This is a genomic window from Pseudomonas sihuiensis, assembly GCF_900106015.1.
Taxonomy (GTDB): Bacteria; Pseudomonadota; Gammaproteobacteria; order Pseudomonadales; family Pseudomonadaceae; genus Aquipseudomonas; species Aquipseudomonas sihuiensis.
Window position 1 is genome coordinate 97,937 of the sequence record NZ_LT629797.1, and the last position, 22,628, is coordinate 120,564.

Sequence of the window (22,628 nt, forward strand, 5' to 3'; positions counted from 1 at the left end):
AGTTACAGAACGCTCAGCGGGTATTCGACGATCAGGCGCAGGTCGTTGTTGTCTGAACCGTTTACCGAGTTGTACGCACTGTTGGCACGCCAGATGGCGCTACGAAGGCGGAACGACAGGTCTTTGGCGGCACCATCCTGAACGACGTATTTGGTTTCGAAGTTGAACTCGTGTTCTTTACCTTCCTCAGCGAAACCTGCAACGTCGATATTGTCGCCATAGATGTAGCGAGTCATGAAGCTCAGACCCGGTACGCCATACTCGGCCATGTTCAGGTCGTAGCGAGCCTGCCAGGAGCGTTCGTCCTTGCCATTGAAGTCGGAGTATTGCACGGAGTTGGCCAGCCAGACGGTACCGCCGCCGTCTACACCGTATTCATAGCCACGATCACCGCTCGAGCGTTGGTGGGCCAGGGTGAAAGTGTGAGCGCCCAGCGAGTAGGCAACTGCAAGACTCCAGATGGTGTTGTCTTCGTCACTAACAGTATTGGTGTAGGTCTTGTCGTAGTCGGTCTTGTAGACGTTGAAATCGAAGTTCAGAGCCTGCTCTTCGGCCAGCGACAGGTTGTAGTTGACGTTGCCGTAGTACTTCTTCCAGTAGTCTTCTACATCGGAGGCGTGGAATGCTGCACTCAGGTCATCGGTGAACGAGTAGGAAGCACCCACGATATTGGCGTACTTCAGGCCAGCTTCACCTTTGCCGTTGATGTCATCACGGCTGGTGCCAGTTTGGCTGCTCATGGCGGTGAAGCGACCGGCGCTCAGTTCCAGACCTTCGATTTCGTTACTTACCAAGTAAGTACCGGTGGTGACCTCTGGCAGGATGCGGCTATCGTCGGTGGAGAACACCGGGCTGGCGGTGAACTGACTGCCATACTTCAGAACAGTGTCGGAAATACGGAGCTTGACAGCGCCACCAACTTCGGTCTGAGTGTCGTCGCCACGACCGTCATCGGTCTGTGCGAACTGACCTGTGCCGTAGCGGCCACGACCGCTGTCGAGCTTGATGCTGCTCAGGGAGTGCGCGTCAAAGCCGACACCAACGGTACCTTGGGTGAAGCCGGATTCGTACAGCAGGCGGATACCCAGGCCAGTTTCTTCACGGTAGCCAGCCGGGTTGGCGGAGGTGCTTGCGCCGTTCGAGGCACCATTCTTGAAATCGCGGTTCATGTACAGAACGCGATTGAAGATATTGAAACTGCTGTCTTCGATAAAGCCGTTGGACTCGGACTGGCTGGAAGCCACTGCCATTTGGCTGGTGCCCGCGGCTACTGCCAGGGCGATTACGCTCCACTTCATCACTTGCATCGTGATTGCTCCTTTGGTTTAGAAGAGTTGCGCTGCCCACTGTTTTGTTATATGGGCGGCTCTTTCTTTTTGTGTCGGCGGTAACTTATAGCACGCAGCCAATATTGGCGATAGTTGCAGTCTATTCATTACGACCTCGTTCATGCTGGTGTCGCATCGCATTAGGAGGAATGTCGCAAATCTGTAGCTCTGTCCTTGCGTTTCGTTATGCCAACGCTTTCGCGGCTCTGAGGTGCCTGGGGCCACTGTTATTGATCGACTGCACGGCTCGCCGAGCATTGCTTTCACAGATAGCAAAAGTCGTGCTCAAAACCTGGATGCACCGCTAAAACCTTGATTTTCTGGCATGCGGTGCGTCGAGTAGCGACGCTGATGCCGCGTGCGGCGCGGGTTTGCCTGAGCGAGGTAAGTTCTTCGTGTCTGGCCAGCGGCAGGCGATATCGCCTGCGTTCATATCGCTGCTCCGGTAACGCTTGGCACTGTCTATTACGGGAAGAAACAAAATGGTGCACGTCTGCGGTGCGTGTGCGTCCTGGCTGCCTTGCGTTGGTGCGTAGCCGCCGGATGAAGTCTCGACTGAGCCAGCGTATGCTGCGCGCCATCGTTTGGCCCTTGCTGGGGGCTACGCTTGATTGATCCCTTTATAAGGAGGAGAGCCGTCATGTTCGCTCTGGATTCGCGTCTGCAGCAGGACTGCCTGCTGGTCGGGGATTTTCCCCTGTGTCGTTTGCTGCTGATGAATGACTCCAATTACCCCTGGTTCATCCTCGTGCCTCGGCGTGAGGAGGTCAGCGAGTTGTTCCAGCTCGACGCTGACGATCAGCGTCAACTGTGGCAGGAGACCACGCTGCTGGCCGAGATCCTCAAGGACACTTTTGCCGCCGACAAGATGAACGTGGCCACGCTCGGCAATGTCGTCAGTCAGCTGCATATGCATGTGATCGTGCGCCGACGTGACGATGTCGCCTGGCCCGCACCGGTCTGGGGGCGGCATCCGGCGCAGCCTTACGCACGGCAGCAGGTGGGACAGGTCATCGACAAGCTGCGCCTGGTGCTGACCGAGAATTTTCAGTTTGCCGGAGAGCCAGCATGAGCCTCGAGTCGCGGATCATGGAGCTGGAAAGCCGCCTGGCTTTTCAGGATGACACCATTCAGGCGCTCAGCGATGAGCTGGTCGAGCAGAACAGGCGCATCGAGCGGATGCAGTTGCAATTGACGGTTCTGGCGCGGCGCCAGGAGGAGTTGAGCGGTCAGGCGGGTATTGCCGAAGACGAAGCGCCGCCACCTCATTACTGATATGAAAAAGCCCGGTTTCCCGGGCTTTTCTTTACGTGCTGCTCAGCGACGTGAAGGGGCTGCTGCGATCACGTCTTCCGCCTGCAGGCCTTTGTCACGCTGCATGACCGAGAACTCCACGCGTTGGCCTTCGATCAGTACGCGGTGGCCTTCGCCGCGAATGGCGCGAAAGTGCACGAAGATATCGTCACCCGAGTCGCGGGAAATGAAGCCGAACCCCTTGGACGTATTGAACCACTTGACCGTACCAGTCTCGCGATCATCTGGAGCCACGCTGGTGCTGGCACTGGCTTGTTGCACGGGTGGGCGTCGGTCTGCGCTGCGCGGCTGCGTGCCCAGCTGTGCTGCAAGGCTCAGCGCCACGGCAACGACCAAGGCCAGAAGTGGTAACCAGATGGCGGGTTGGCTACCGATGCTGGGCAGCGGGGCAAGCAGGATCAAGCTCTGTACCACGGCAGCCAGTATCAATAGAGCCGATGACAGCCCCTGCAGTTGTTGGCGCGCGGCGTGAACGTTCTGTTGTTGCGCTGCGGCAAGCAGGTTGAACAGGCCGATCAGGGCCAGATAAATGGCATCCGGGGTGGTCAGGAACGAAGTGGAAAAACCGGGTACGGCAGACAGCAGCAGGGCGGCAAACCCTGTCACGAGATGGGCAATCTTCAACATCTTCGATGAACTCACTGATTGAATGATGACTCAAGGTGTTGCGGAGAGAGCGCGCTTCAAGGGTTGCCAGTCGAACGGCAACGACGCGCGCCGGTATACAAGGTTGGCGACACCGCAGAATGGTAATGCGGCGTGCGAGACTATTTAACAGCAAAGGCGGGGGCTTCTCAAATCAAGCGCTTAGCATCGTTTCGCTGGTAATCGGATGGACCTGATTGCGTCCGGCGCGTTTGGCTTGATAAAGCGCGTCATCGGCCCGCGTGAGCAGCGATTCGAATGTGTCGCCTTCTTCGGCCATGGCGCAGCCGAAGGACGCGGTAATGCTGTCCAGAATCTGGTCCGTGCGCCTTACCTTGACCCTCAGTGACTGGATCTTGTGGCGCAGTTGTTCGGCGAAATCGAGGACTCCGTTGAGGTTGGCGCAGTTACGCAGTACCACACAGAACTCTTCGCCGCCGTAGCGCGCAGCAAAGGCCTCCGGTGGCAGCAGGTCACGCAATAGTTGCCCGACGTGTTGCAGTACGCGGTCACCCAGTGGATGGCCGTATTGGTCGTTGAACTGCTTGAAGTAGTCGATATCCAGAATCACCAGCGCCAGGCCCTGTTGTGACTCGTTCAGGGCGCGCTCCAGCAAACGGGTAAAGGCATGGCGGTTGAATACGCGGGTCAGGCTGTCGAGCGTTGCTGCCAGATGTGCGCGCTCCAGCTGGCTGCGCAGGTGCGTGATCTCTTGCTGCGCGGCGCGTAGGCGGTAAAGGAATTTTTCCTGCTGATCCTGCATCAGCTGGGTGCTTTCCTGCAGATCGCTGAGCACGCTGGGTAGATCGTCGACGATGGGTTCCTGCAGTGCGCTGAGACCCTGGCTCAGGCTCTGCTGGTAGTACTGGCCGCCAATCACGCTGCGTGAGACGTCGCCTTCGATATCATCGACCAGCTCGATTACCTGCTGCTGGCCGGCGCGAGCTTCTTCCAGCTCGCCGCGGATGATGTAATCGCGAAACAGCCGGCTGGCGGTTTCCAGCGGGAACGCGTCGAAGTCCTCGACCACCTTGTCCAGGCGGCGGTTGAGCTCTGGTTCGCTGCCTCTGCTGTAGGTGTACCACAGTGCATAGTGCACCGGGTTTGGCGGGATATCGTGACGCATCATCAGTGGCACGGCTTGCTTCAGGAGCTCGGCCGCCTCGCGGGTTTCTTCCGGATATAGGTCGATGATGCTGGGCGGTTTGGCTGGCTGACTCATGGGTGTCGGAAACTCAATGGCGAATGGCCAGAGCATAGATCAGGGCAAGGCTGCATGCCTAATGAAAAGGCCCGGATCACCGGGCCTCTGAGCATCTCAAACAGCGAGCAGGCTACGCAGCATCCAGGCGGTTTTCTCGTGCACCTGCATGCGTTGGGTCAGCAGATCGGCAGTCGGCTCGTCGCTGACCTTGTCCAGCAGTGGGAAAATGCCGCGCGCAGTGCGTACGACGGCCTCTTGGCCTTGCACCAGTAGCTTGATCATTTCGTCGGCGCTGGGTACGCCTTCCTCTTCCTTGATCGAGGACAGGCGGGCGTAGGCGGCGTAGGTGCCTGGCGCCGGGAAGCCCAGTGCACGGATTCGTTCGGCGATTGCATCAACCGCCAGCGCCAGCTCGGTGTACTGGCCTTCGAACATCAGGTGCAGGGTGTTGAACATCGGACCGGTGACATTCCAGTGGAAGTTATGGGTCTTCAGGTACAGGGTGTAGGTGTCGGCCAGAAGGCGCGAGAGGCCTTCGGCGATGGCGGCGCGATCCTGTTCGGCGATTCCGATATTGATTTCCATGGTTTTTCTCCTTTCAGGTGAGCCCAGGGTGTCTATCCCGCAGTGTTGGTGAGAGCCTAACACGCAGGGCGTCGGGATGATCTTGGCTTATATCAATGAAAGCGATGTTTAGAGGCTATTGATAGCGGACGGTTCATTTGCGGCCAATAAATCCCGGCCCTGGCGCGACGTCAGTCCTATGCGTGGTGCGATGCCCGCTCAGCCGTGCGCCAGTCCCGGCTTCTGCTGCAGGGTGCGATTGAATACCTCCACCCAATGGGCGCTGAATTGCTGCCCGGCAAGGTTGTTGATTTCAAGGATGGCGCGTAGCAATGGGCGTTTGCTCAATGTCTGGTACGCGCGTTCATGGGTTCTTGCGTCAAAGGTGTCGACGATATGCAGGATCAGTGCGCCAGGGGCTATCTCCCTTTCTCGCAGGCCTTTGGGGTAGCCAGAACCATCGGCATGTTCCTGGTGCTGCATGATGATCTCCATCGCCGCCGACCAGTCAGGCATGCGTTTGAGCAGATCGCTGGCCAGGCGCGGGTGGCCTTGCATCATGCGGCGTTCTTCGCGGCTGAAATGGCTTTGCTTGTGCAGAAGCTCCAGCGGCAGGAAGGCCATGCCGAGGTCATGCAGGCAGACTGCGGCCGCCAGTTGCTCTGGCTGTTCCGCGTAGCCGCCCGCTGCATTGATGCTCAGTGCCAGTTCCAGCAGGCGCAGGTTGCGGCCTCGCCAGTAGGGGGAGCGCTGTTCGGCGGCCTCGGTCAGCGCGCAGAAGAACTGCAGGTCGGGTTGGACCATGATCGCGTGGCGTGTCAGCAGCGCTTCGGTGCGGCTTGGTTGCGCTTCTTCGTTGAGTGGCAGGCGAGTGCTGGGGTCCATCTGCTGCAGCAGCTCGAGTCGTACCTTGGTCTGTTGCTCTTTCGGCGTCATGGCCAGCGCCTGCAGCGCGCTGCACAGCTGGCTGACCTGTGTGCTGTCGGGGGCTGGTTCGGCGCCGTCCAGCGCCTGGGCGACCTGGGCGCGCAGATGGTCGAGGCTGAGCAGTAGTATGTCTCCGAGCAGGCTGTCGAAGGTCAGGTGCCCCGAGCGTAGGGCATCGAGTACGTCCTCCATGGCTTGTGGCAGCGGCATCAGCTCGTTGAGCTCGACGTAACCCAGATTGCCCTTGAGCGTATGGATCAGGCGAAACAGCTCGCGCAGCCGTTCCGAGCTCTTTGGCGCTTGTTCCAGTTCGATCAGCAGTTGCTCGCAGCGGGGAAACTGCTCGGCGGCGTCGAGGCGGAAGTCTTCCAGCAGATCGCTGGACAGGTCGCTGCGATGGGCTTGGTCCATGGTCGTTCTCCAGGCAGGAGGCGCTCCTCATTATAGAAGGCATCTGCCGAGCGGCTGCGTCATGACGATTTACGCTATATAATCCCGCTCTTTATCGAAGCGCGGCGTACGGTTGGACGTTCGCTGTGGTGTGGCTCCTGCCCAGGGCGTTGGGGGCTGCCTGACCTATCCAAGACCTTAGAGAAGCGAAACACGATCATGATGCGCAGCCACTATTGCGGCCAGTTGAACGAGAGCCTGGATGGCCAGGAAATCACCCTTTGCGGCTGGGTACACCGTCGCCGTGACCATGGCGGGGTGATCTTCCTCGATATTCGTGATCGTGAAGGTCTGGCTCAGGTGGTGTTCGACCCGGATCGCGCCGAAACCTTCGCCAAGGCTGACCGCGTGCGCAGCGAGTATGTGGTGAAGATCACCGGCAAGGTGCGCCTGCGCCCTGCCGGTGCGGTCAACCCGAACATGGCTTCCGGCGCCATCGAAGTGCTGGGCTACGAGCTGGACGTGCTCAACGAGGCCGAGACCCCGCCGTTCCCGCTCAACGAATACACCGACGTCGGCGAGGAAACCCGCCTGCGTTATCGCTTCATCGACCTGCGTCGCCCGGAAATGGCCGAGAAGCTCAAGCTGCGCTCGCGCATCACTTCGAGCATCCGTCGCTACCTGGACGACAATGGCTTCCTCGACGTCGAGACGCCGATCCTGACCCGCGCCACCCCGGAAGGCGCGCGCGATTACCTGGTGCCGAGCCGCACCCACGCCGGCAGCTTCTTCGCCCTGCCGCAGTCGCCGCAGCTGTTCAAGCAACTGCTGATGGTCGCCGGCTTCGACCGCTACTACCAGATCGCCAAGTGTTTCCGCGACGAGGACCTGCGTGCCGACCGTCAGCCGGAGTTCACCCAGATCGACATCGAGACCAGCTTCCTCGATGAAAAGGACATCATGGACATCACCGAGACCATGGTGCGCAACCTGTTCAAGGAAGTGCTGGGCGTCGAGTTCGGCGAATTGCCGCACATGACCCTGGCCGAAGCCATGCGCCGCTTTGGTTCGGACAAGCCGGATCTGCGCATTCCGCTGGAGCTGGTGGACGTCGAGGATCAGCTCAAGGACGTTGAATTCAAGGTCTTCGCCGGCCCGGCCAACGACCCGAAATGCCGCGTCACTGCGCTGCGTGTCCCGGGCGGGGCGAGCATGCCGCGCAAGCAGATCGACGATTACACCAAGTTCGTCGGCATCTACGGCGCCAAGGGCCTGGCCTATATCAAGGTCAACGAACGTGCGGCTGGTGTCGAAGGTCTGCAGTCGCCGATCGTCAAGAACATCCCGCTGGACAACATCAACGTCATCCTCGACCGCGTTGGTGCGGTCGATGGCGATATCGTGTTCTTTGGTGCCGACAAGGCCAAGATCGTCAGCGAAGCCCTGGGCGCGCTGCGTATCAAGCTGGGTCATGACCTGAACCTGTTCACCTGCGAGTGGGCGCCGCTGTGGGTCGTCGACTTCCCGATGTTCGAAGAGAACGACGACGGCAGCCTGACCGCCATGCACCACCCCTTCACCTCGCCCAAGTGCACCCCCGAGGAGCTGGAGGCCAACCCGGCGGCTGCACTGTCGCGTGCCTACGACATGGTACTCAACGGCACCGAGCTGGGTGGCGGTTCGATCCGTATCCACGACAAGGCCATGCAGCAGACCGTGTTCCGAGTGCTTGGCATCAGTGAAGAGGAGCAGCAGGAGAAGTTCGGCTTCCTGCTGGATGCGCTCAAGTATGGTGCGCCACCCCATGGCGGCCTGGCCTTCGGCCTGGATCGCCTGGTGATGCTGATGACTGGCGCGCAGTCGATCCGCGAAGTGATCGCCTTCCCGAAAACCCAGAGCGCGGCCTGCGTCATGACTCAGGCGCCGGGCATCGTCGACAACAAGTCGCTGCGCGAGCTACACATCCGCCTGCGCGAGCAAGCCAAGGCCGAGTAAGCCTGCACAAGAAGCCTGGATTTCCAGGCTTCTTCGTTATGGGTGGAGAGACTCGAACTCTCACGCCCCGGCAATTGTGAAACCTTATAGATGGAGTGAGTTATGGCTGGTCATTCCAAATGGGCCAATATCAAGCACCGCAAGGGGCGTCAGGACGCCAAGCGGGGCAAGATCTTCACCAAGCTGATTCGTGAACTGACGGTCGCGGCCAAGCACGGCGGCCCGGTTCCGGCGGACAACCCGCGTCTGCGTCTGGCCGTGGACAAGGCGCTGACCAACAACATGTCGCGTGAAGTCATCGATCGCGCCATCGCCCGCGGCGCCGGCAATAACGAAGCCGACAACGTCGTCGAGTTCAGCTACGAAGGCTATGCACCGAGCGGTGTGGCCATCATCGTCGAGGTGATGACCGACAACCGCAACCGCACCGCCGCAGAAGTGCGTCATGCCTTTACCAAGTGCGGCGGCAATCTCGGCACCGATGGTTCGGTTGCCTACATGTTCGACCGCAAGGGGCAGATCAGCTTCGCGCCGGGTGTCGATGAGGATTCCCTCATGGAAGCCGCGCTGGAGGCTGGCGCCGATGACGTGGAGATGGGCGAGGACGGCTCGGCCCTGGTATCGACCAGCTTCACCGAGTTCCACGCCGTCAACGAGGCGCTGGGCGCTGCCGGGTTCAAGGCCGAGGAGGCGGAAATCGCCATGATCCCCTCGATCAGCGCGCCGATTGCTGATCTGGAAACCGCGCAGAAGGTCTTCAAGCTGATCGACATGCTCGAAGATCTGGATGACGTGCAGAACGTCTATCACAACGCCGAAGTCGCCGACGAGATCATGGAACAGCTCGGCTGAGGTTGTAGCCTGGATGTGTAGGGTGGGCCGGGCGGCGATCCGCCTTAGCCCGCCATGGGCAACAACCCTGGTGGGCTGAAGCCCACCCTACGCTCACCCGGCGCCCCTTCTACGGTTTTCTCTGGTTCCTCAGGCGCGTCACGAGTGACGGCGCATGAGGACCACCGTATACTCGCCAACTGGATAAATAGACAGTTGCCGACATGACCCTCATCCTAGGAATCGATCCCGGTTCGCGCATTACCGGCTATGGCGTGGTACGCGATACCGGGCGTGGCTGCGAGTACGTCGCCTCGGGCTGCATTCGTACCGGCAACGGTCCCTTGGCCGAGCGTCTACAGATCGTCTTTCGCGGCGTCAGCGAGGTGATTCGTACCCATGGCCCGGTGACCATGGGCATCGAGCAGGTGTTCATGGCGCGCAATGCCGATTCGGCGCTCAAGCTGGGGCAGGCGCGTGGCGCAGCCATCGTCGCCGCGGTGGAGGCGGGGCTGGAGGTGAGCGAATACACCGCGACCCAGGTCAAGCAGGCCGTGGTCGGCACCGGTGCGGCGGACAAGCAGCAGGTGCAGATGATGGTCATGCACCTGCTCAAGCTGGTGCAGAAGCCGCAGATCGACGCCTCCGATGCTCTGGGCATCGCCCTGTGTCATGCCCATCATCGGCAGAGTCTCATTCCCCATGGGCTGGCCGGCGCCAAGCGCCGCGGCGGCCGTCTTCGTTTGTAATCGGATCAAAGGAAAACAGCGGTGATCGGACGTTTGCGCGGCACCCTGGCGGAGAAGCAGCCGCCGCATTTGCTTCTGGATGTGAATGGCGTTGGTTATGAGCTGGAAGTGCCGATGACGACCCTATATCGTCTGCCTGCGGTGGGTGAGCCGGTAACCCTGCACACTCATCTGGTGGTGCGTGAGGATGCGCATCTGCTCTACGGCTTTTTCGAGAAGCGCGAGCGTGAGCTGTTTCGCGAGCTGATTCGCCTCAATGGCGTCGGCCCCAAGCTGGCGCTGGCCCTGATGTCCGGGCTCGAAGTCGACGAACTGGTGCGTTGCGTGCAGGCGCAGGACACGGCCGCCCTGGTCAAGGTGCCGGGTGTCGGCAAGAAAACCGCCGAGCGTCTGCTGGTCGAACTCAAGGACCGCTTCAAGGCCTGGGAGTCGATACCGTCCATCGCGCCCCTGGTGGTTGAACCTCAACTGGCGCAGGCAGTCTCAAGCGCGGAGAACGACGCCGTCAGTGCGCTGATATCCCTCGGGTACAAGCCGCAGGAGGCCAGCCGAGCCGTTGCTGCCGTCAAGGAGGACGGTATGAGCAGTGAAGATTTGATCCGACGCGCACTGCGCGGCATGGTTTAGTGGAACCTTATTGATGATCGAAGCCGATCGCCTGATTACCGCCAGCCCACGTGAGCGCGAAGAGCAGCAGGATCGTGCCATTCGCCCGTTGCGCCTGGCCGACTATATCGGTCAGCCCGTGGTGCGTGAGCAGATGGCGCTGTTCATCCAGGCTGCGCGGGGCAGGGCCGAAGCGCTCGACCACACGCTGATCTTCGGCCCACCGGGTCTGGGCAAGACCACCCTGGCCAATATCATCGCCGAGGAAATGGGCAGCTCGATCAAGAGCACGTCCGGCCCGGTCCTCGAGCGTCCGGGGGATCTGGCGGCGCTGCTGACCAACCTGGAAAGTGGCGATTTGCTGTTCATCGACGAAATTCATCGTCTTTCTCCGGTGGTCGAGGAAGTGCTGTACCCGGCCATGGAGGATTTTCAGCTCGACATCATGATCGGCGAGGGGCCAGCAGCGCGCTCGATCAAGCTGGATCTGCCGCCCTTCACTCTGGTCGGCGCCACTACCCGTGCCGGCATGCTGACCAACCCGCTGCGTGACCGTTTCGGTATCGTCCAGCGCCTCGAGTTCTACGGTATCGAGGATCTCGCCACCATCGTCTCGCGTTCGGCCGGGATTCTCGGTTTGCCCATCGAGGCCAAGGGTGCTTATGAAATCGCTCGTCGCGCGCGCGGTACGCCGCGTATCGCCAACCGCCTGCTGCGCCGCGTGCGTGATTTCGCCGAGGTGCGCGGCACGGGCCATATCTCCCAGTCCATCGCCGATCAGGCGTTGAACCTGCTGGATGTCGACGAGCGTGGCTTCGATCATTCCGACCGACGTCTACTGCTGGCCATGATCGAGAAGTTCGACGGCGGCCCGGTAGGGCTGGACAGCCTGGCTGCAGCCATCGGCGAGGAGCGCCATACCATCGAGGACGTGCTCGAGCCTTACCTGATTCAGCAAGGCTACATGATGCGCACTCCACGTGGGCGTGTGGTCACCCGGCATGCCTATTTGCATTTCGGCCTGAACATCCCCAAGCGCTCGGGCGATGCGCCCAGTGGCGATCTTTTCAGTGCGGGTGACGAATGACGAAAAAATTGTTACCAGGCCGGATTGGCAAGCAGCAGGCCGGGGACTAGAGTATGCGCGCGCAAAACGGAGTCCAGCCGTTCAGCCACCATTGCCGGGTCTATTACGAAGACACCGACGCGGGCGGCATCGTCTACTACGTCAACTACCTCAAATTCATGGAGCGGGCTCGTACCGAGCGCCTGCGTGAGCTGGGTTATGCCCAGTCGACGCTTGCCGGTGAGGGCCTGTTGTTCGTTGTGCATTCGGCCGAAGCGCGTTATCACGCGCCGGCACGCCTGGATGACGAGCTGGTGATCAGCGCCGATGTGATCGAATTGAACCGTGCCAGCCTGCGCTTTCGTCAACAGGTCAGGCGGGCTGCGGATGATGCGCTGCTCTGCGAAGGGCAGTTTCTGGTGGCCTGTGTGCGCGCCGACAACTTGAAACCCCGGGCTATCCCCGAATCCCTGCGACACGCGTTCGCCGGGACGCAGGCGCCGGGTCCAATTGCAGCAGGAGAGTAAGCGTGGAAGCTAACGCCGTTGACCATATGTCGATGTGGAGTCTGATCAGTAACGCCAGTCTGTTGGTTCAGCTGGTGATGCTGACCCTGGTGGCCGCCTCGGTCATTTCCTGGGTGATGATCTTCCAGCGTAGTAATGCCATCCGCGCCGCCAAGCGTGCTCTGGACAACTTCGAGGATCGTTTCTGGTCCGGGATCGATCTGTCCAAGCTGTATCGCCAGGCCGGCAGCAACCCCGATCCGGATTCCGGTCTGGAGCAGATCTTCCGCGCCGGCTTCAAGGAATTTTCCCGCCTGCGTCAGCAGCAGGGCGTCGACCCTGACGCGGTGATGGACGGTGTGGCGCGCGCCATGCGTGTGGCCATCTCCCGCGAGGAAGAGAAGCTGGAAACCGCGCTGCCGTTCCTCGCTACTGTAGGTTCCACCAGCCCGTACATCGGCCTGTTCGGTACCGTATGGGGCATCATGAACTCCTTCCGCGGTCTGGCTCAGGTGCAGCAGGCCACCCTGGCCACCGTCGCCCCGGGTATCGCCGAAGCGCTGATCGCTACCGCCATCGGTCTGTTCGCGGCGATTCCGGCGGTCATCGCCTACAACCGCTTCTCTGCCCGCGGCGAAATGCTGATCGGCCGCTACTACACCTTCGCCGACGAGTTCCAGGCCATCCTGCACCGCAAGGTGCATACCTCGGAAGACTAAGACGCGCGCACAGGATAGGTTCTAGCCATGGCGAGAATTCGCAACAGACGCAAACCGGTCGCCGAGATGAACGTGGTGCCCTACATCGACGTGATGCTGGTGCTGCTGGTCATCTTCATGGTCACCGCGCCCATGCTCAACCAGGGCGTCAAGGTCGATCTGCCCAAGGTCAGCAGCGAAGCGCTGCCGCAGGACAACGACGCCCAGGTGCTGACCATTTCCATCAAGGCCGACAAGACCTACTACTGGAACATGGGCAGCGAGGTCGACGTCGACACCGAGCAGGAGCGAGCCTCCACCCTCGAGCAGATGACTCAGGCCGTTTCGGCGATCATTGCCGAGAACCGCCGCCAGGGTAAGCAGGTGCAGGTGTTCGTGCGCGGTGATCGCACAGTCGACTACGGCACCGTGATGGCGGCCATGGGCGGCTTGCAGCAGGCCGACGTGGGCAACGTCGGATTGATTACCGAGGCGCCCTGATGCAGCAGACCGAGCGTTCGCAGTCGGAAAGCTACTTCTGGCCCGTGGTCTGGGCCGTGGGTCTGCATGTCCTGATGTTCGCCATGTTGTTCGTCAGCTTCGCCTTCACGCCGGAGCTGCCACCGGCGCGTCCGGTGGTTCAGGCTACGCTGTACCAGTTGCAGTCGCAGAGCCAGGCCACCACCCAGACCACGCAGAAGGTGGCAGGTGAGGCGCAGAAGACCTCGGCGCCGCAGTTCGAGACCGAAAGGCTCGAGCAGAAGAAGGCCGAGGAGCAGAAGCAGGCCCAGGCTGAAGCGCAGAAGGTAGCCGCGGCCAAGAAAGCCGAGGAACAAAAGAAGGCTGAAGAGGCTCGAAAGGCCGAGCAGGCCAAAGCCGAAGCTGCGAAGAAGGCCGAAGCCGAAAAGGCTGCCGAGCAGAAGCGCCAGGCCGATATCGCCAAGAAGCGCGCCGAGGAAGAGGCGAAGAAGAAAGCCGCTGAAGAGGCGAAGAAAAAGGCCGCTGCAGAAGAGGCGAAGAAGAAGGCGGCAGCTGCCGAGGCAGCGAAGAAGAAGGCCGCCGAGGATGCCAAGCGCAAGGCTGAAGAGGCCCGACGCAAGGCAGCCGAGGATCAGAAGGCAGCGGCGCTGGCCGAGTTGCTCTCGGACAACGTGCAGAACCAGCAGGCGCTGGCGGAAACCCATGGCGACAAGGTGGCCGGCAACCTTGATGATCTGATCATCAAGCTGATCACCGAGAACTGGCAGCGACCGATGTCGGCGCGCCGCGGCATGAGCGTCGAGCTGCTGATTCAGATGTTGCCCGATGGCACCGTGACCAATGCCAGCGTATCGCGCTCCAGTGGCGATGCGCCGTTCGACAACTCGGCCGTGGCTGCTGTACGCAACGTCGGGCGTATTCCCGAGATGCAACAATTGGATCGCGCTACCTTCGACCGTATGTACAGGCAGCGACGCGTTATTTTCAAACCGGAGGATTGAGCTCTGTGAACAACCTGATTCGTATCGCCCTGTTGGGGCTGGTCATGCTGGTCGGTAGCGTCCAGGCGGCCGACCCGCTGGTGATCTCCCAGGGCGCTGACCGCGCCACACCCATTGCTGTCGTGCCGTTCGGCTGGCAGGGTGGTTCGGTGCTGCCTGAAGACATGTCGCAGATCATCGGCAACGACCTGCGCAACTCCGGCTACTTCGAACCGATCCCGCGGCAGAACATGATCAGCCTGCCGACCCAGGCCAGCGAAGTCATCTACCGCGACTGGAAAGCGCTCGGCGCCCAATACGTGCTGGTCGGCAATATCGTGCCCAATGGTGGCCGCTTGCAGATTCAGTATGCGCTGTTCAACGTCAGTACCGAGCAGCAGGTCATGACCGGCAATGTCGGTGGTGGCACCGATCAGTTGCGCGATATGGCTCACCATATCGCCGACCAGTCGTTCGAGAAGCTCACCGGCGTCAAGGGGGCATTCTCCACGCGCCTGCTGTACGTCACTGCCGAGCGCATGGGCACCAACAACACCCGTTACACCCTGCAGCGCTCCGACTACGACGGTGCCCGTGCGGTGACCCTGCTGCAATCACGCGAGCCGATCCTCTCGCCGTCTTTCGCGCCGGATGGCCGCCGTATCGCTTACGTGTCGTTCGAGCAGCGTCGCCCGCGCATTTTCGTACAGCACATCGACACCGGGCGTCGTGAGCAGATCACCAACTTCGAAGGCCTCAATGGCGCGCCGGCCTGGTCGCCGGATGGCAATCGCCTGGCCTTCGTGCTGTCGCGCGATGGCAACCCGGAAATCTACGTGATGGATATGGGCAGCCGGCAGATGCGGCGCATTACCAACCATTACGCCATCGATACCGAACCCTTCTGGGGTAAGGATGGTCAGACCCTTTACTTCACCTCGGATCGTGCGGGTCGTCCGCAGATCTATAAGACCAACATCAATAGCGGGGCTGTGGAGCGAGTGACCTTCGTCGGTAACTACAACGCCAACCCGAAATTGTCGGCTGATGAGAAGACCCTGGTGATGATTCATCGTCAGGATGGCTTCACCGTGTTCAAGGTGGCTGCACAGGATCTGGAAACCAACCGTTTGCGCATACTTTCAGACACAAGTTTGGATGAGTCGCCCACTGTTGCGCCCAATGGCACCATGCTAATCTACGCCACCCGCCAGCAGGGCCGGGGAGTCTTGATGTTGGCGTCCACCAATGGACGCGTGAGGCTCCCTCTTCCTACCGCTCAAGGCGAAGTTCGAGAGCCTTCTTGGTCCCCTTACCTGAACTGATGCGGTGCTACACCTTTTTGCTTAACACAACTGGGGTTCATTAGGAGTTACATGATGGAAATGCTGAAATTCGGTAAGTTCGCTGCACTGTCCCTGGCTCTCGCCGTTGCTGTAGGTTGCTCCTCCAAAGGCGGCGACGCTGCTGGTGAAGGCGCAGTTGACCCGAACGCTGGCTACGGTGCCAACACTGGCGCTGTTGATGGCAGCCTGAGCGAAGAAGCTGCTCTGCGCGCTATCACCACCTTCTACTTCGAGTACGACAGCTCCGACCTGAAGGCCGAAGCTATGCGCGCTCTGGACGTACACGCCAAGGACCTGAAAGGCAACGGCGCTCGCGTCGTTCTGGAAGGCCACGCTGACGAGCGCGGTACCCGTGAGTACAACATGGCTCTGGGCGAGCGTCGTGCCAAGGCCGTTCAACGCTACCTGGTTCTGCAGGGCGTTTCCCCGGCTCAGCTGGAACTGGTTTCCTACGGCGAAGAGCGTCCGGTTGCCACTGGCAACGACGAGCAGTCCTGGGCTCAGAACCGTCGCGTAGAGCTGCGTAAGTAAGCTGCCATGCGAGATTGCCGCCGTATCCTGACCCTTCTGGCACTCGCCTTGCCGCTTGCGGCGATGGCGGAGGTTCCCGTACTGGAAAGCAGCTCCATGCAACAGGGCAGCAGCTATCCACCGGCGGGTTATGGTACGGCCGGCACCTACGCCGGAGCGGGTGCGCAAGCACCCGCTTCTGCGCAGGGTATGCTGTTCAATCAGCTCGAGCAGATGCAGCAGGAAATTGCGCAACTGCGTGGCATGGTCGAAGAGCAGCAGAATGAAATCCAGCGCCTCAAGCAGGAAGGCCTGGAGCGTTACCAGGATCTGGACCAACGCATTTCCTCTGGCGCCGCTGCCGGTGGAGCTCCCGCACAGAATTCAGCCGATGGCGCGGTAAACGCCAATGGGACCCCGACGCCACCTGCCGCACAGCAGCAGGCCAGCGCCGAGCCGGGTGATCCGGCCAAGGAAAAACTCTATTACGACGCTGCCTTCGACCTGATCAAGGCCAAGGACTTCGACAAGGCGTCGCAGGCGTTCAGCGCCTTTCTCAATCGTTATCCCAACAGCCAGTACGCGGGTAACGCGCAGTATTGGCTGGGCGAAGTGAATCTGGCCAAGGGTGATCTGCAAGCAGCCGGTCAAGCCTTTGCCAAGGTCAGCCAGGCCTATCCGAGCCACCCCAAGGTGCCGGATTCGCTGTTCAAGCTGGCCGATGTCGAACGTCGCCTGGGTCACAACGACAAGGCCCGTGGCATCCTTCAGCAAGTCATCGCGCAGTACCCGGGTAGCTCGGCCGCCCAACTGGCCCAGCGCGATCTGCAGCGGCTGTAAGCCAGCAATTGACGAAAAACCCGCGCTCGTCGCGGGTTTTTCTTATCTGGCCTCGCGTGATCCATTAGAATGCGCGCTCGCATGCGAGGCGGGGTTTCAGCTCGGCTGATGTCCTTGTCGCCATGCCTTGTCGAATGTCGGCCACTGCCGGCGTTCCTGTCTTTTCACGCAACGGAAGCGGATGGCCTGTTTCGTCATCACGCTCGTGGCTACCATGCAAGAAACTCTGCGTATCACCGAGATTTTCTACTCGTTGCAGGGGGAGACGCGTACCGCCGGCTTGCCGACGGTATTCGTGCGCCTTACCGGCTGCCCCCTGCGCTGTCAGTACTGTGACACCGCCTATGCCTTCAGTGGCGGCGAGATCGTCACGTTGGACAGTATCCTCGACCAGGTGGCCGCCTATCGGCCGCGCTACGTCTGCGTCACCGGCGGCGAGCCGCTGGCTCAACCCAACTGCATCCCTCTGCTTGCGCGTCTGTGTGATGCCGGTTATGAGGTGTCGCTGGAAACCAGTGGTGCGCTCGACGTCTCAGCGGTCGATGCACGGGTTAGCAAGGTGCTCGATCTGAAGACGCCTGGATCTGCCGAAGTGCAGCGCAATCGTTACGAGAATGTCCAGTGGCTGACACGCAACGATCAGGTCAAGTTCGTCATCTGCTCGCGTGAAGACTACGACTGGGCAGTATCCAAATTGATCGAATATGACCTGGCTGCTCGTGCCGGTGAGGTGCTGTTCTCGCCCAGCCACAAACAGGTCGATGCACGTGCCCTGGCCGACTGGATCGTGGCCGACAACCTGCCCGTACGCCTGCAATTGCAGCTGCACAAGATTCTCTGGAACGACGAGCCGGGACACTGAATATGAACGACAAGAAAGCGGTCATCCTCCTTTCCGGTGGCCTGGACTCGGCCACTGTGGTCGCCATGGCCAAGGCAGAGGGCTACGCCTGCTACAGCATGAGTTTCGATTATGGCCAGCGTCATCGCGCCGAGCTGCAGGCGGCCGAGCGCGTCGCCCGGCAACTGGGCGTGGTCGAGCACAAGGTGATCGGCCTGAACCTCAACGGCATCGGCGGTTCGGCGTTGACCGACAGCAGCATCGCCGTGCCCGAATCGCCCACTGAAGGTATTCCCGCGACCTACGTGCCAGCGCGTAATACGGTGTTTCTGGCGCTGGCGTTGGGCTGGGCCGAGGTGCTGGGGGCACGCGATATCTTCATTGGCGTCAACGCGGTGGACTACTCGGGCTACCCGGATTGCCGCCCGGAATTCGTCGAGGCTTTCGAGCGCATGGCCAACCTGGCGACCAAGGCGGGTGTGGAGAGGCAGGGCTTTGTCATCCGCGCACCGCTGCAGCAGATGAGCAAGGGCGAAATCATTCAGGCCGGTATGCGACTGGGCGTGGACTATGCGCTAACCGTCTCCTGCTACCAGGCCGATGATGACGGCCGCGCCTGTGGCAAGTGCGACAGCTGCCGTCTGCGCGCCGCCGGTTTCGTCGCCGCTGGCGTACCCGATGCTACCCGCTACTTCTGAAAAAGTTTTCGCGAAGTGTTGATTTCCTGAATTAAATCAGTATCATGCGCCTCGCGTTGGGTCGTTAGCTCAGTTGGTAGAGCAGTTGGCTTTTAACCAATTGGTCGTAGGTTCGAATCCTACACGACCCACCAGATCGCAAAAGCCAGTCGTGAGACTGGCTTTTTTTTGCTCTCGGAAAAGCCCTCTGGCCCGATGCTGCCCTGCCTGTGGCGATGGGCAGCCAGGGGGTATACTCGCAGCTCGCTCAAGAGCGCCGCAGGTTCGATGATATGACGCAGATTTCCGAACGCCTTCTGGTTCAAGCCCACCTCGATGCCAAGCAGCCCAAGCCGCTGACCGCCGAGGAGGAGGCCTTCTATCGCCGCGAAATCGCCGCTGAGCTGAAGAAGCAGAACGCGGTGCTGGTGGCGCACTACTACTGCGATCCGGTGATCCAGGCGCTGGCCGAGGAAACCGGCGGTTGCGTTTCCGACTCCCTGGAAATGGCCCGCTTCGGCAATCAACACCCGGCGCAGACCGTGGTGGTGGCTGGGGTCAAGTTCATGGGCGAGACGGCGAAGATCCTCAATCCGGAAAAGCGCGTGCTGATGCCAACGCTGGAGGCGACCTGTTCGCTGGATCTGGGCTGCCCGGTGGATGAGTTCTCGGCTTTCTGCGATCAGCATCCCGAGCGCACCGTGGTGGTGTATGCCAACACCTCGGCGGCGGTGAAGGCGCGTGCCGACTGGGTGGTGACCTCCAGCTGCGCGCTGGAGATCGTCGAGAGCCTGATGGACAACGGCGAGACCATCATCTGGGCGCCGGACAAGCATCTGGGCAACTACATCCAGCGCGAGACCGGCGCCGACATGCTGCTGTGGGACGGCGCCTGCATCGTGCACGAGGAGTTCAAGTCCAAGCAACTGCTGGACATGAAGGCGCTTTACCCAGACGCTGCCATTCTGGTGCACCCGGAATCGCCGCAGAACGTGGTCGAGCTGGCTGACGCCGTGGGCTCCACCAGCCAGCTGATCAAGGCGGCGCAGACCCTGCCGAATTCCACCTTCATCGTCGCCACCGACCGCGGCATCTTCTACAAGATGCAGCAGCTGTGCCCGGACAAGACCTTCATCGAGGCGCCCACAGCCGGCAACGGCGCGGCATGCCGCAGCTGCGCGCACTGCCCGTGGATGGCGATGAACACCCTGGAGCGCGTGCTGACCGGCTTGCGTCAGGGCTCCGGCGAGATTCATGTCGACCCGGCGCTGATTCCCAAGGCTATCAAGCCGCTCAAGCGCATGCTCGATTTCACCCAGGCGGCGCGGATGAAGGTCGCCGGTAACGCCTGATAGGCATGCAGTAAAAAGAAGCCCAGCCAATGCTGGGCTTCTTGCTTTACGTAGCCCGGATGCAATCCGGGAATGGTGAGAGGCCAATACCCCCGGATTGCATCCGGGCTACGGCAACTCGTCAGCTCAGCTTGCCCAATTCTCCGGTTCGTTGACCAAATTGAGCAGCGCGCGCAAGCGGCCATAGTCACGACCGTTGAAGGCGAAGGCCAGACGGGTCAGGTGACACAGTTCCGGTTCGTCGCGCTCCTGCTCGCAGTAGGGTTGCTGGGTAAAGCCACCTTCCTTGCACAGGCTGGCGAAGTCGCTGTCCAGCTTGGCCAGAGCCGCCTCGTTGAGCGGATGATTGAGGCGAATCACGAAGCGATCCTTGAGCCAGCGGCTGGAGTGGAAGTTGCGGTAGAAGCGGGCGATTTCATCCACCGCCTCTTCGGCGCTATAGACCAGGTGCATCAGGTTGAGATCGGTAGGCAGGATATAGCCGTTATCGCCAAGCTGACGACGGATGAAGCCCAACGCATCTTCCCAGTAGCTACCGCCCGGTTGGTCGAGCAGTACCACGGGCACCAGCGGGCTCTTGCCGGTCTGGATCAGGGTCAGCACTTCCAGCGCTTCGTCGAGGGTGCCGAAACCGCCGGGGCACAGCACCAGGCCGTCGGCCTCCTTGACGAAGAACAGCTTGCGCAGAAAGAAGAAGTGGAACGACAGCAGGTGATGGCTGCCGCGCATGGTCGCGTTGGCGGTTTGTTCGAAGGGCAGGGTGATATTGAACCCCAGGCTGCTTTCCGCACCGGCGCCTTCATGGGCTGCCGCCATGATGCCGCCACCGGCACCCGTGACCACCATCAGATCGCGGTGGGCCAGTAATGCGCCGAGTTCGCGAGCCTGCCTGTACAGGGGATGATCGGGTGGCGTTCGTGCCGAGCCGAACACCGTGACCTTGCGCCGCCGTTTCAGTTGTTCCAGCACGCCGAAGGCATGCTCCATCTCACGCAGGGTCTGCATCATGATCTTGGCGTCCCAGCGGTTACGATCCGCCTGGGCCATATGGATCACCGTGGTGAGCATTTCGCGGTACAACGCCAGGTTGGGGCTGTTGCTCGGGGTTGCCAGAGCGACCAGCTCCTCCACCTTGCTGCTCAGGTCGACCTCGCTGGTTTGCACGTGGCGCGACAGATAGTCGTCCGGTTCAAAGGGCATGGAAACTCTCCTCTTCTTGGCCTGTGAGAGGCGAGTAACCTCTCGCGGTGGCCGGTTCCTTGATTATGGAGTGTTGAGCAGCTTGCCACAGGCAGTCTGCCGTTTCGTTGCCACCTATTCGTAAGCGCCGATTACAGGGCGATCTGCTCAGCCGGCTCGGGAATGTTGGCGATCCAGTTCAGGCGTTCGCGCAGGGCGGCTTGCAGGGTCTGCATCTTCTCCAGCTCGCCGTGCACCAGGTACAGCTCGGGCTGGTGCTCGAACCGGCTCGCCCAGTCGAGCAGTTGCGCTTGCCCGGCGTGCGCGGAGAAACCGCCCAGGGTATGCACCTTGGCCTTCACCGCGATGCGCTGGTGCAGCACCTTGACCGTTTCCGCACCATCGACGATTAAACGACCAAGCGTACCCTTGGCCTGGAAGCCGGGGAACACCAGATGGCAGTTCTCGCGCCAGAGGTTGTGCTTGAAGTGATGGACGATGCGCCCGCCATTACACATGCCGGCACCGGCGATGATGATCGCGCCGCTCTTGATCCGGTTGATCGCCATCGATTCTTCGGCTGTCGGTGTGCAGCGCAACACTGGCAGCCAGTCCTCGACCCGTTTGGCCCCCTTGGCGGCCAGTGCGGCGCGGTCCTCGGCTGCGAACTGATCGTGAAAGCGGCTGTAGATGGCGTTGGCGCGGATCGCCATGGGACTGTCGAGGAACACGGCCTGCTGTGGCAGACGGCCTTCCTGATAGAAGCGACCAAGGTAATAGATCAGATCCTGGGTGCGGCCGACGGCGAAGGAGGGGATCAGCACGTTGCCGCCCTCGCTATGGGCTTGTTGCAGGATGTCGGCCAGCTCTTCCAGGGTTTCATCGCTGGGGCGATGGTCACGGTCGCCGTAGGTCGACTCCATCAGCAACACGTCCGCCTGATTCAGTTGTGTCGGCGCCTGCATCAGTGGCGAGCAGGTATTGCCCAGGTCGCCGGAGAACACCAGATGACGGTGCAGGTGGTGATCCTCTACCTGCATCTCGACGATCGCCGAGCCGAGGATGTGGCCTGCATTGTGGAAGGTCACCTGCACGCCCTTGGCAACCTCGACCGCTGTGCCGTAGGCATGCGCGCGGCGCTGGCTGAGCGCCTGCTCGGCATTGGCGATGGTGTATAGCGGCTTGACCGCCGGCTTGCCCTGGCGTGCGCGCCAGCGGTTTTCCCATTCGGCGTCCTTCTCCTGGAGGAAGGCCGAATCCAGCAGCATCAGCTCGAGCAGTTCGCAGCTGGCCTCGGTGGCGTGGATCGGGCCGCGATAACCCTCGGCGACCAGGCGCGGCAGCAGCCCGCTGTGATCGAGGTGGGCGTGGGAGATCACCACCGCATCCAGGCTGCTCGGATCGAAGGGGAAGGCGCTGCGGTTCAGGTCCTCTTCCTGGCGGCGTCCCTGATGCATGCCGCATTCGAGCAGCACCTTGGCGCCATCGCGGCTTTCTACCAGATAACAGGAGCCGGTGACCTGTTGAATCGCACCGAGAAAAGTGAGCAGGGCCATGGTTCTATCCTTGTTGTGATGATGAGGCGAGTCTGCCGGTTCGC

Annotated in this window: 24 protein-coding genes, 1 tRNA gene and 1 pseudogene; 18 read left to right on the forward strand and 8 right to left on the reverse strand. The window is 61.0% G+C overall.

All coding sequences use genetic code 11. From position 1 onward, the window contains the following. Positions 1-2 precede the first annotated feature (2 nt). Positions 3-1,307: an OprD family porin gene (locus BLT86_RS00515; protein ID WP_092374147.1), complete on the reverse strand. Its 1,305-nt coding sequence runs from the start codon at positions 1,305-1,307 to the stop codon at positions 3-5. Between the two features lie 661 nt (positions 1,308-1,968). Here BLT86_RS00515 and BLT86_RS00520 point away from each other — a divergent pair. Both BLT86_RS00520 and BLT86_RS00525 read left to right on the forward strand, forming a co-directional pair. Next, positions 1,969-2,400, forward strand: coding sequence for an HIT family protein (locus BLT86_RS00520; protein WP_092374150.1), 432 nt, complete (start codon positions 1,969-1,971; stop codon positions 2,398-2,400). Continuing rightward, the gene (locus tag BLT86_RS00525; RefSeq protein ID WP_004423461.1) at positions 2,397-2,603 is read left to right on the forward strand and encodes a SlyX family protein; all 207 of its coding nucleotides are present in this window, start codon (positions 2,397-2,399) and stop codon (positions 2,601-2,603) included. Before BLT86_RS00520 ends, BLT86_RS00525 begins: the two co-directional genes overlap by 4 nt. Before the next feature lie 42 nt (positions 2,604-2,645). Here BLT86_RS00525 and BLT86_RS25885 read toward each other — a convergent pair whose 3' ends face one another. The 5 genes and pseudogenes from BLT86_RS25885 to BLT86_RS00545 all read right to left on the reverse strand — a co-directional run bounded on the left by BLT86_RS25885 (position 2,646) and on the right by BLT86_RS00545 (position 6,393). Further along, a complete protein-coding gene (locus BLT86_RS25885; protein ID WP_167377340.1) occupies positions 2,646-2,876 on the reverse strand; it encodes a cold shock domain-containing protein in 231 nt (76 codons plus the stop codon). An 84-nt stretch (positions 2,877-2,960) separates the two neighbouring features. Beyond that, positions 2,961-3,269 (reverse strand): annotated as a pseudogene (locus BLT86_RS26275) (cold shock domain-containing protein membrane protein); the annotation flags it as partial. A gap of 172 nt (positions 3,270-3,441) precedes the next feature. Then, on the reverse strand, positions 3,442-4,509 hold the full coding sequence (locus tag BLT86_RS00535; RefSeq protein WP_197676090.1) for a GGDEF domain-containing protein: 1,068 nt from the start codon (positions 4,507-4,509) through the stop codon (positions 3,442-3,444). Between the two features lie 96 nt (positions 4,510-4,605). Continuing rightward, positions 4,606-5,076, reverse strand: coding sequence for a Dps family protein (locus tag BLT86_RS00540; RefSeq protein WP_021488339.1), 471 nt, complete (start codon positions 5,074-5,076; stop codon positions 4,606-4,608). Between the two features lie 198 nt (positions 5,077-5,274). Further along, the gene (locus BLT86_RS00545; RefSeq protein ID WP_055983701.1) at positions 5,275-6,393 is read right to left on the reverse strand and encodes an HD domain-containing phosphohydrolase; all 1,119 of its coding nucleotides are present in this window, start codon (positions 6,391-6,393) and stop codon (positions 5,275-5,277) included. 198 nt (positions 6,394-6,591) lie between these two features. Here BLT86_RS00545 and aspS point away from each other — a divergent pair, with 198 nt between their 5' ends. The 16 genes from aspS (at position 6,592) to nadA (ending at position 19,849) form a co-directional block, all read left to right on the forward strand. Further along, entirely contained in the window at positions 6,592-8,367 is a 1,776-nt protein-coding gene (aspS, locus tag BLT86_RS00550) for an aspartate--tRNA ligase (protein WP_092374156.1), read from the forward strand. A 102-nt stretch (positions 8,368-8,469) separates the two neighbouring features. Continuing rightward, the gene (locus tag BLT86_RS00555; RefSeq protein WP_092374160.1) at positions 8,470-9,219 is read left to right on the forward strand and encodes a YebC/PmpR family DNA-binding transcriptional regulator; all 750 of its coding nucleotides are present in this window, start codon (positions 8,470-8,472) and stop codon (positions 9,217-9,219) included. 203 nt (positions 9,220-9,422) lie between these two features. Continuing rightward, positions 9,423-9,947: a crossover junction endodeoxyribonuclease RuvC gene (ruvC, locus tag BLT86_RS00560; RefSeq protein WP_017361755.1), complete on the forward strand. Its 525-nt coding sequence runs from the start codon at positions 9,423-9,425 to the stop codon at positions 9,945-9,947. A gap of 21 nt (positions 9,948-9,968) precedes the next feature. Further along, entirely contained in the window at positions 9,969-10,574 is a 606-nt protein-coding gene (gene ruvA, locus BLT86_RS00565) for a Holliday junction branch migration protein RuvA (RefSeq protein ID WP_041977478.1), read from the forward strand. 13 nt (positions 10,575-10,587) lie between these two features. After that, positions 10,588-11,640, forward strand: coding sequence for a Holliday junction branch migration DNA helicase RuvB (gene ruvB, locus BLT86_RS00570; protein ID WP_092374163.1), 1,053 nt, complete (start codon positions 10,588-10,590; stop codon positions 11,638-11,640). Positions 11,641-11,693: 53 nt separating this feature from the next. Next, positions 11,694-12,146, forward strand: coding sequence for a tol-pal system-associated acyl-CoA thioesterase (gene ybgC, locus BLT86_RS00575; protein ID WP_090433825.1), 453 nt, complete (start codon positions 11,694-11,696; stop codon positions 12,144-12,146). A 2-nt stretch (positions 12,147-12,148) separates the two neighbouring features. Continuing rightward, positions 12,149-12,844, forward strand: coding sequence for a protein TolQ (gene tolQ / locus BLT86_RS00580; protein ID WP_012017899.1), 696 nt, complete (start codon positions 12,149-12,151; stop codon positions 12,842-12,844). A gap of 27 nt (positions 12,845-12,871) precedes the next feature. Continuing rightward, entirely contained in the window at positions 12,872-13,324 is a 453-nt protein-coding gene (gene tolR / locus BLT86_RS00585; protein ID WP_003241681.1) for a protein TolR, read from the forward strand. Then, on the forward strand, positions 13,321-14,304 hold the full coding sequence (gene tolA, locus BLT86_RS00590) for a cell envelope integrity protein TolA (protein ID WP_092374166.1): 984 nt from the start codon (positions 13,321-13,323) through the stop codon (positions 14,302-14,304). The genes tolR and tolA overlap by 4 nt, the downstream gene beginning before the upstream one ends. A 5-nt stretch (positions 14,305-14,309) precedes the next feature. Continuing rightward, a complete protein-coding gene (gene tolB / locus BLT86_RS00595; RefSeq protein ID WP_021488350.1) occupies positions 14,310-15,608 on the forward strand; it encodes a Tol-Pal system beta propeller repeat protein TolB in 1,299 nt (432 codons plus the stop codon). 54 nt (positions 15,609-15,662) lie between these two features. Beyond that, a complete protein-coding gene (gene pal, locus BLT86_RS00600; protein WP_003241687.1) occupies positions 15,663-16,160 on the forward strand; it encodes a peptidoglycan-associated lipoprotein Pal in 498 nt (165 codons plus the stop codon). Between the two features lie 6 nt (positions 16,161-16,166). Then, on the forward strand, positions 16,167-16,979 hold the full coding sequence (gene ybgF, locus BLT86_RS00605) for a tol-pal system protein YbgF (protein WP_031306452.1): 813 nt from the start codon (positions 16,167-16,169) through the stop codon (positions 16,977-16,979). Positions 16,980-17,193: 214 nt separating this feature from the next. Next, positions 17,194-17,841: a 7-carboxy-7-deazaguanine synthase QueE gene (gene queE, locus BLT86_RS00610; protein WP_031306453.1), complete on the forward strand. Its 648-nt coding sequence runs from the start codon at positions 17,194-17,196 to the stop codon at positions 17,839-17,841. A gap of 2 nt (positions 17,842-17,843) precedes the next feature. Further along, the gene (queC, locus tag BLT86_RS00615; RefSeq protein WP_092374169.1) at positions 17,844-18,518 is read left to right on the forward strand and encodes a 7-cyano-7-deazaguanine synthase QueC; all 675 of its coding nucleotides are present in this window, start codon (positions 17,844-17,846) and stop codon (positions 18,516-18,518) included. A 58-nt stretch (positions 18,519-18,576) separates the two neighbouring features. Next, positions 18,577-18,652 (forward strand) — tRNA-Lys (locus BLT86_RS00620). A 138-nt stretch (positions 18,653-18,790) separates the two neighbouring features. Further along, a complete protein-coding gene (nadA, locus tag BLT86_RS00625) occupies positions 18,791-19,849 on the forward strand; it encodes a quinolinate synthase NadA (RefSeq protein ID WP_003241694.1) in 1,059 nt (352 codons plus the stop codon). 126 nt (positions 19,850-19,975) lie between these two features. On the opposite strand, the gene BLT86_RS00630 is transcribed toward nadA, so the two are convergent. Together BLT86_RS00630 and BLT86_RS00635 are read right to left on the reverse strand one after the other, a co-directional pair. Then, entirely contained in the window at positions 19,976-21,049 is a 1,074-nt protein-coding gene (locus BLT86_RS00630; RefSeq protein WP_092374172.1) for an LOG family protein, read from the reverse strand. A gap of 131 nt (positions 21,050-21,180) precedes the next feature. Continuing rightward, positions 21,181-22,584: an MBL fold metallo-hydrolase RNA specificity domain-containing protein gene (locus tag BLT86_RS00635; protein ID WP_092374175.1), complete on the reverse strand. Its 1,404-nt coding sequence runs from the start codon at positions 22,582-22,584 to the stop codon at positions 21,181-21,183. Positions 22,585-22,628 lie beyond the last annotated feature (44 nt).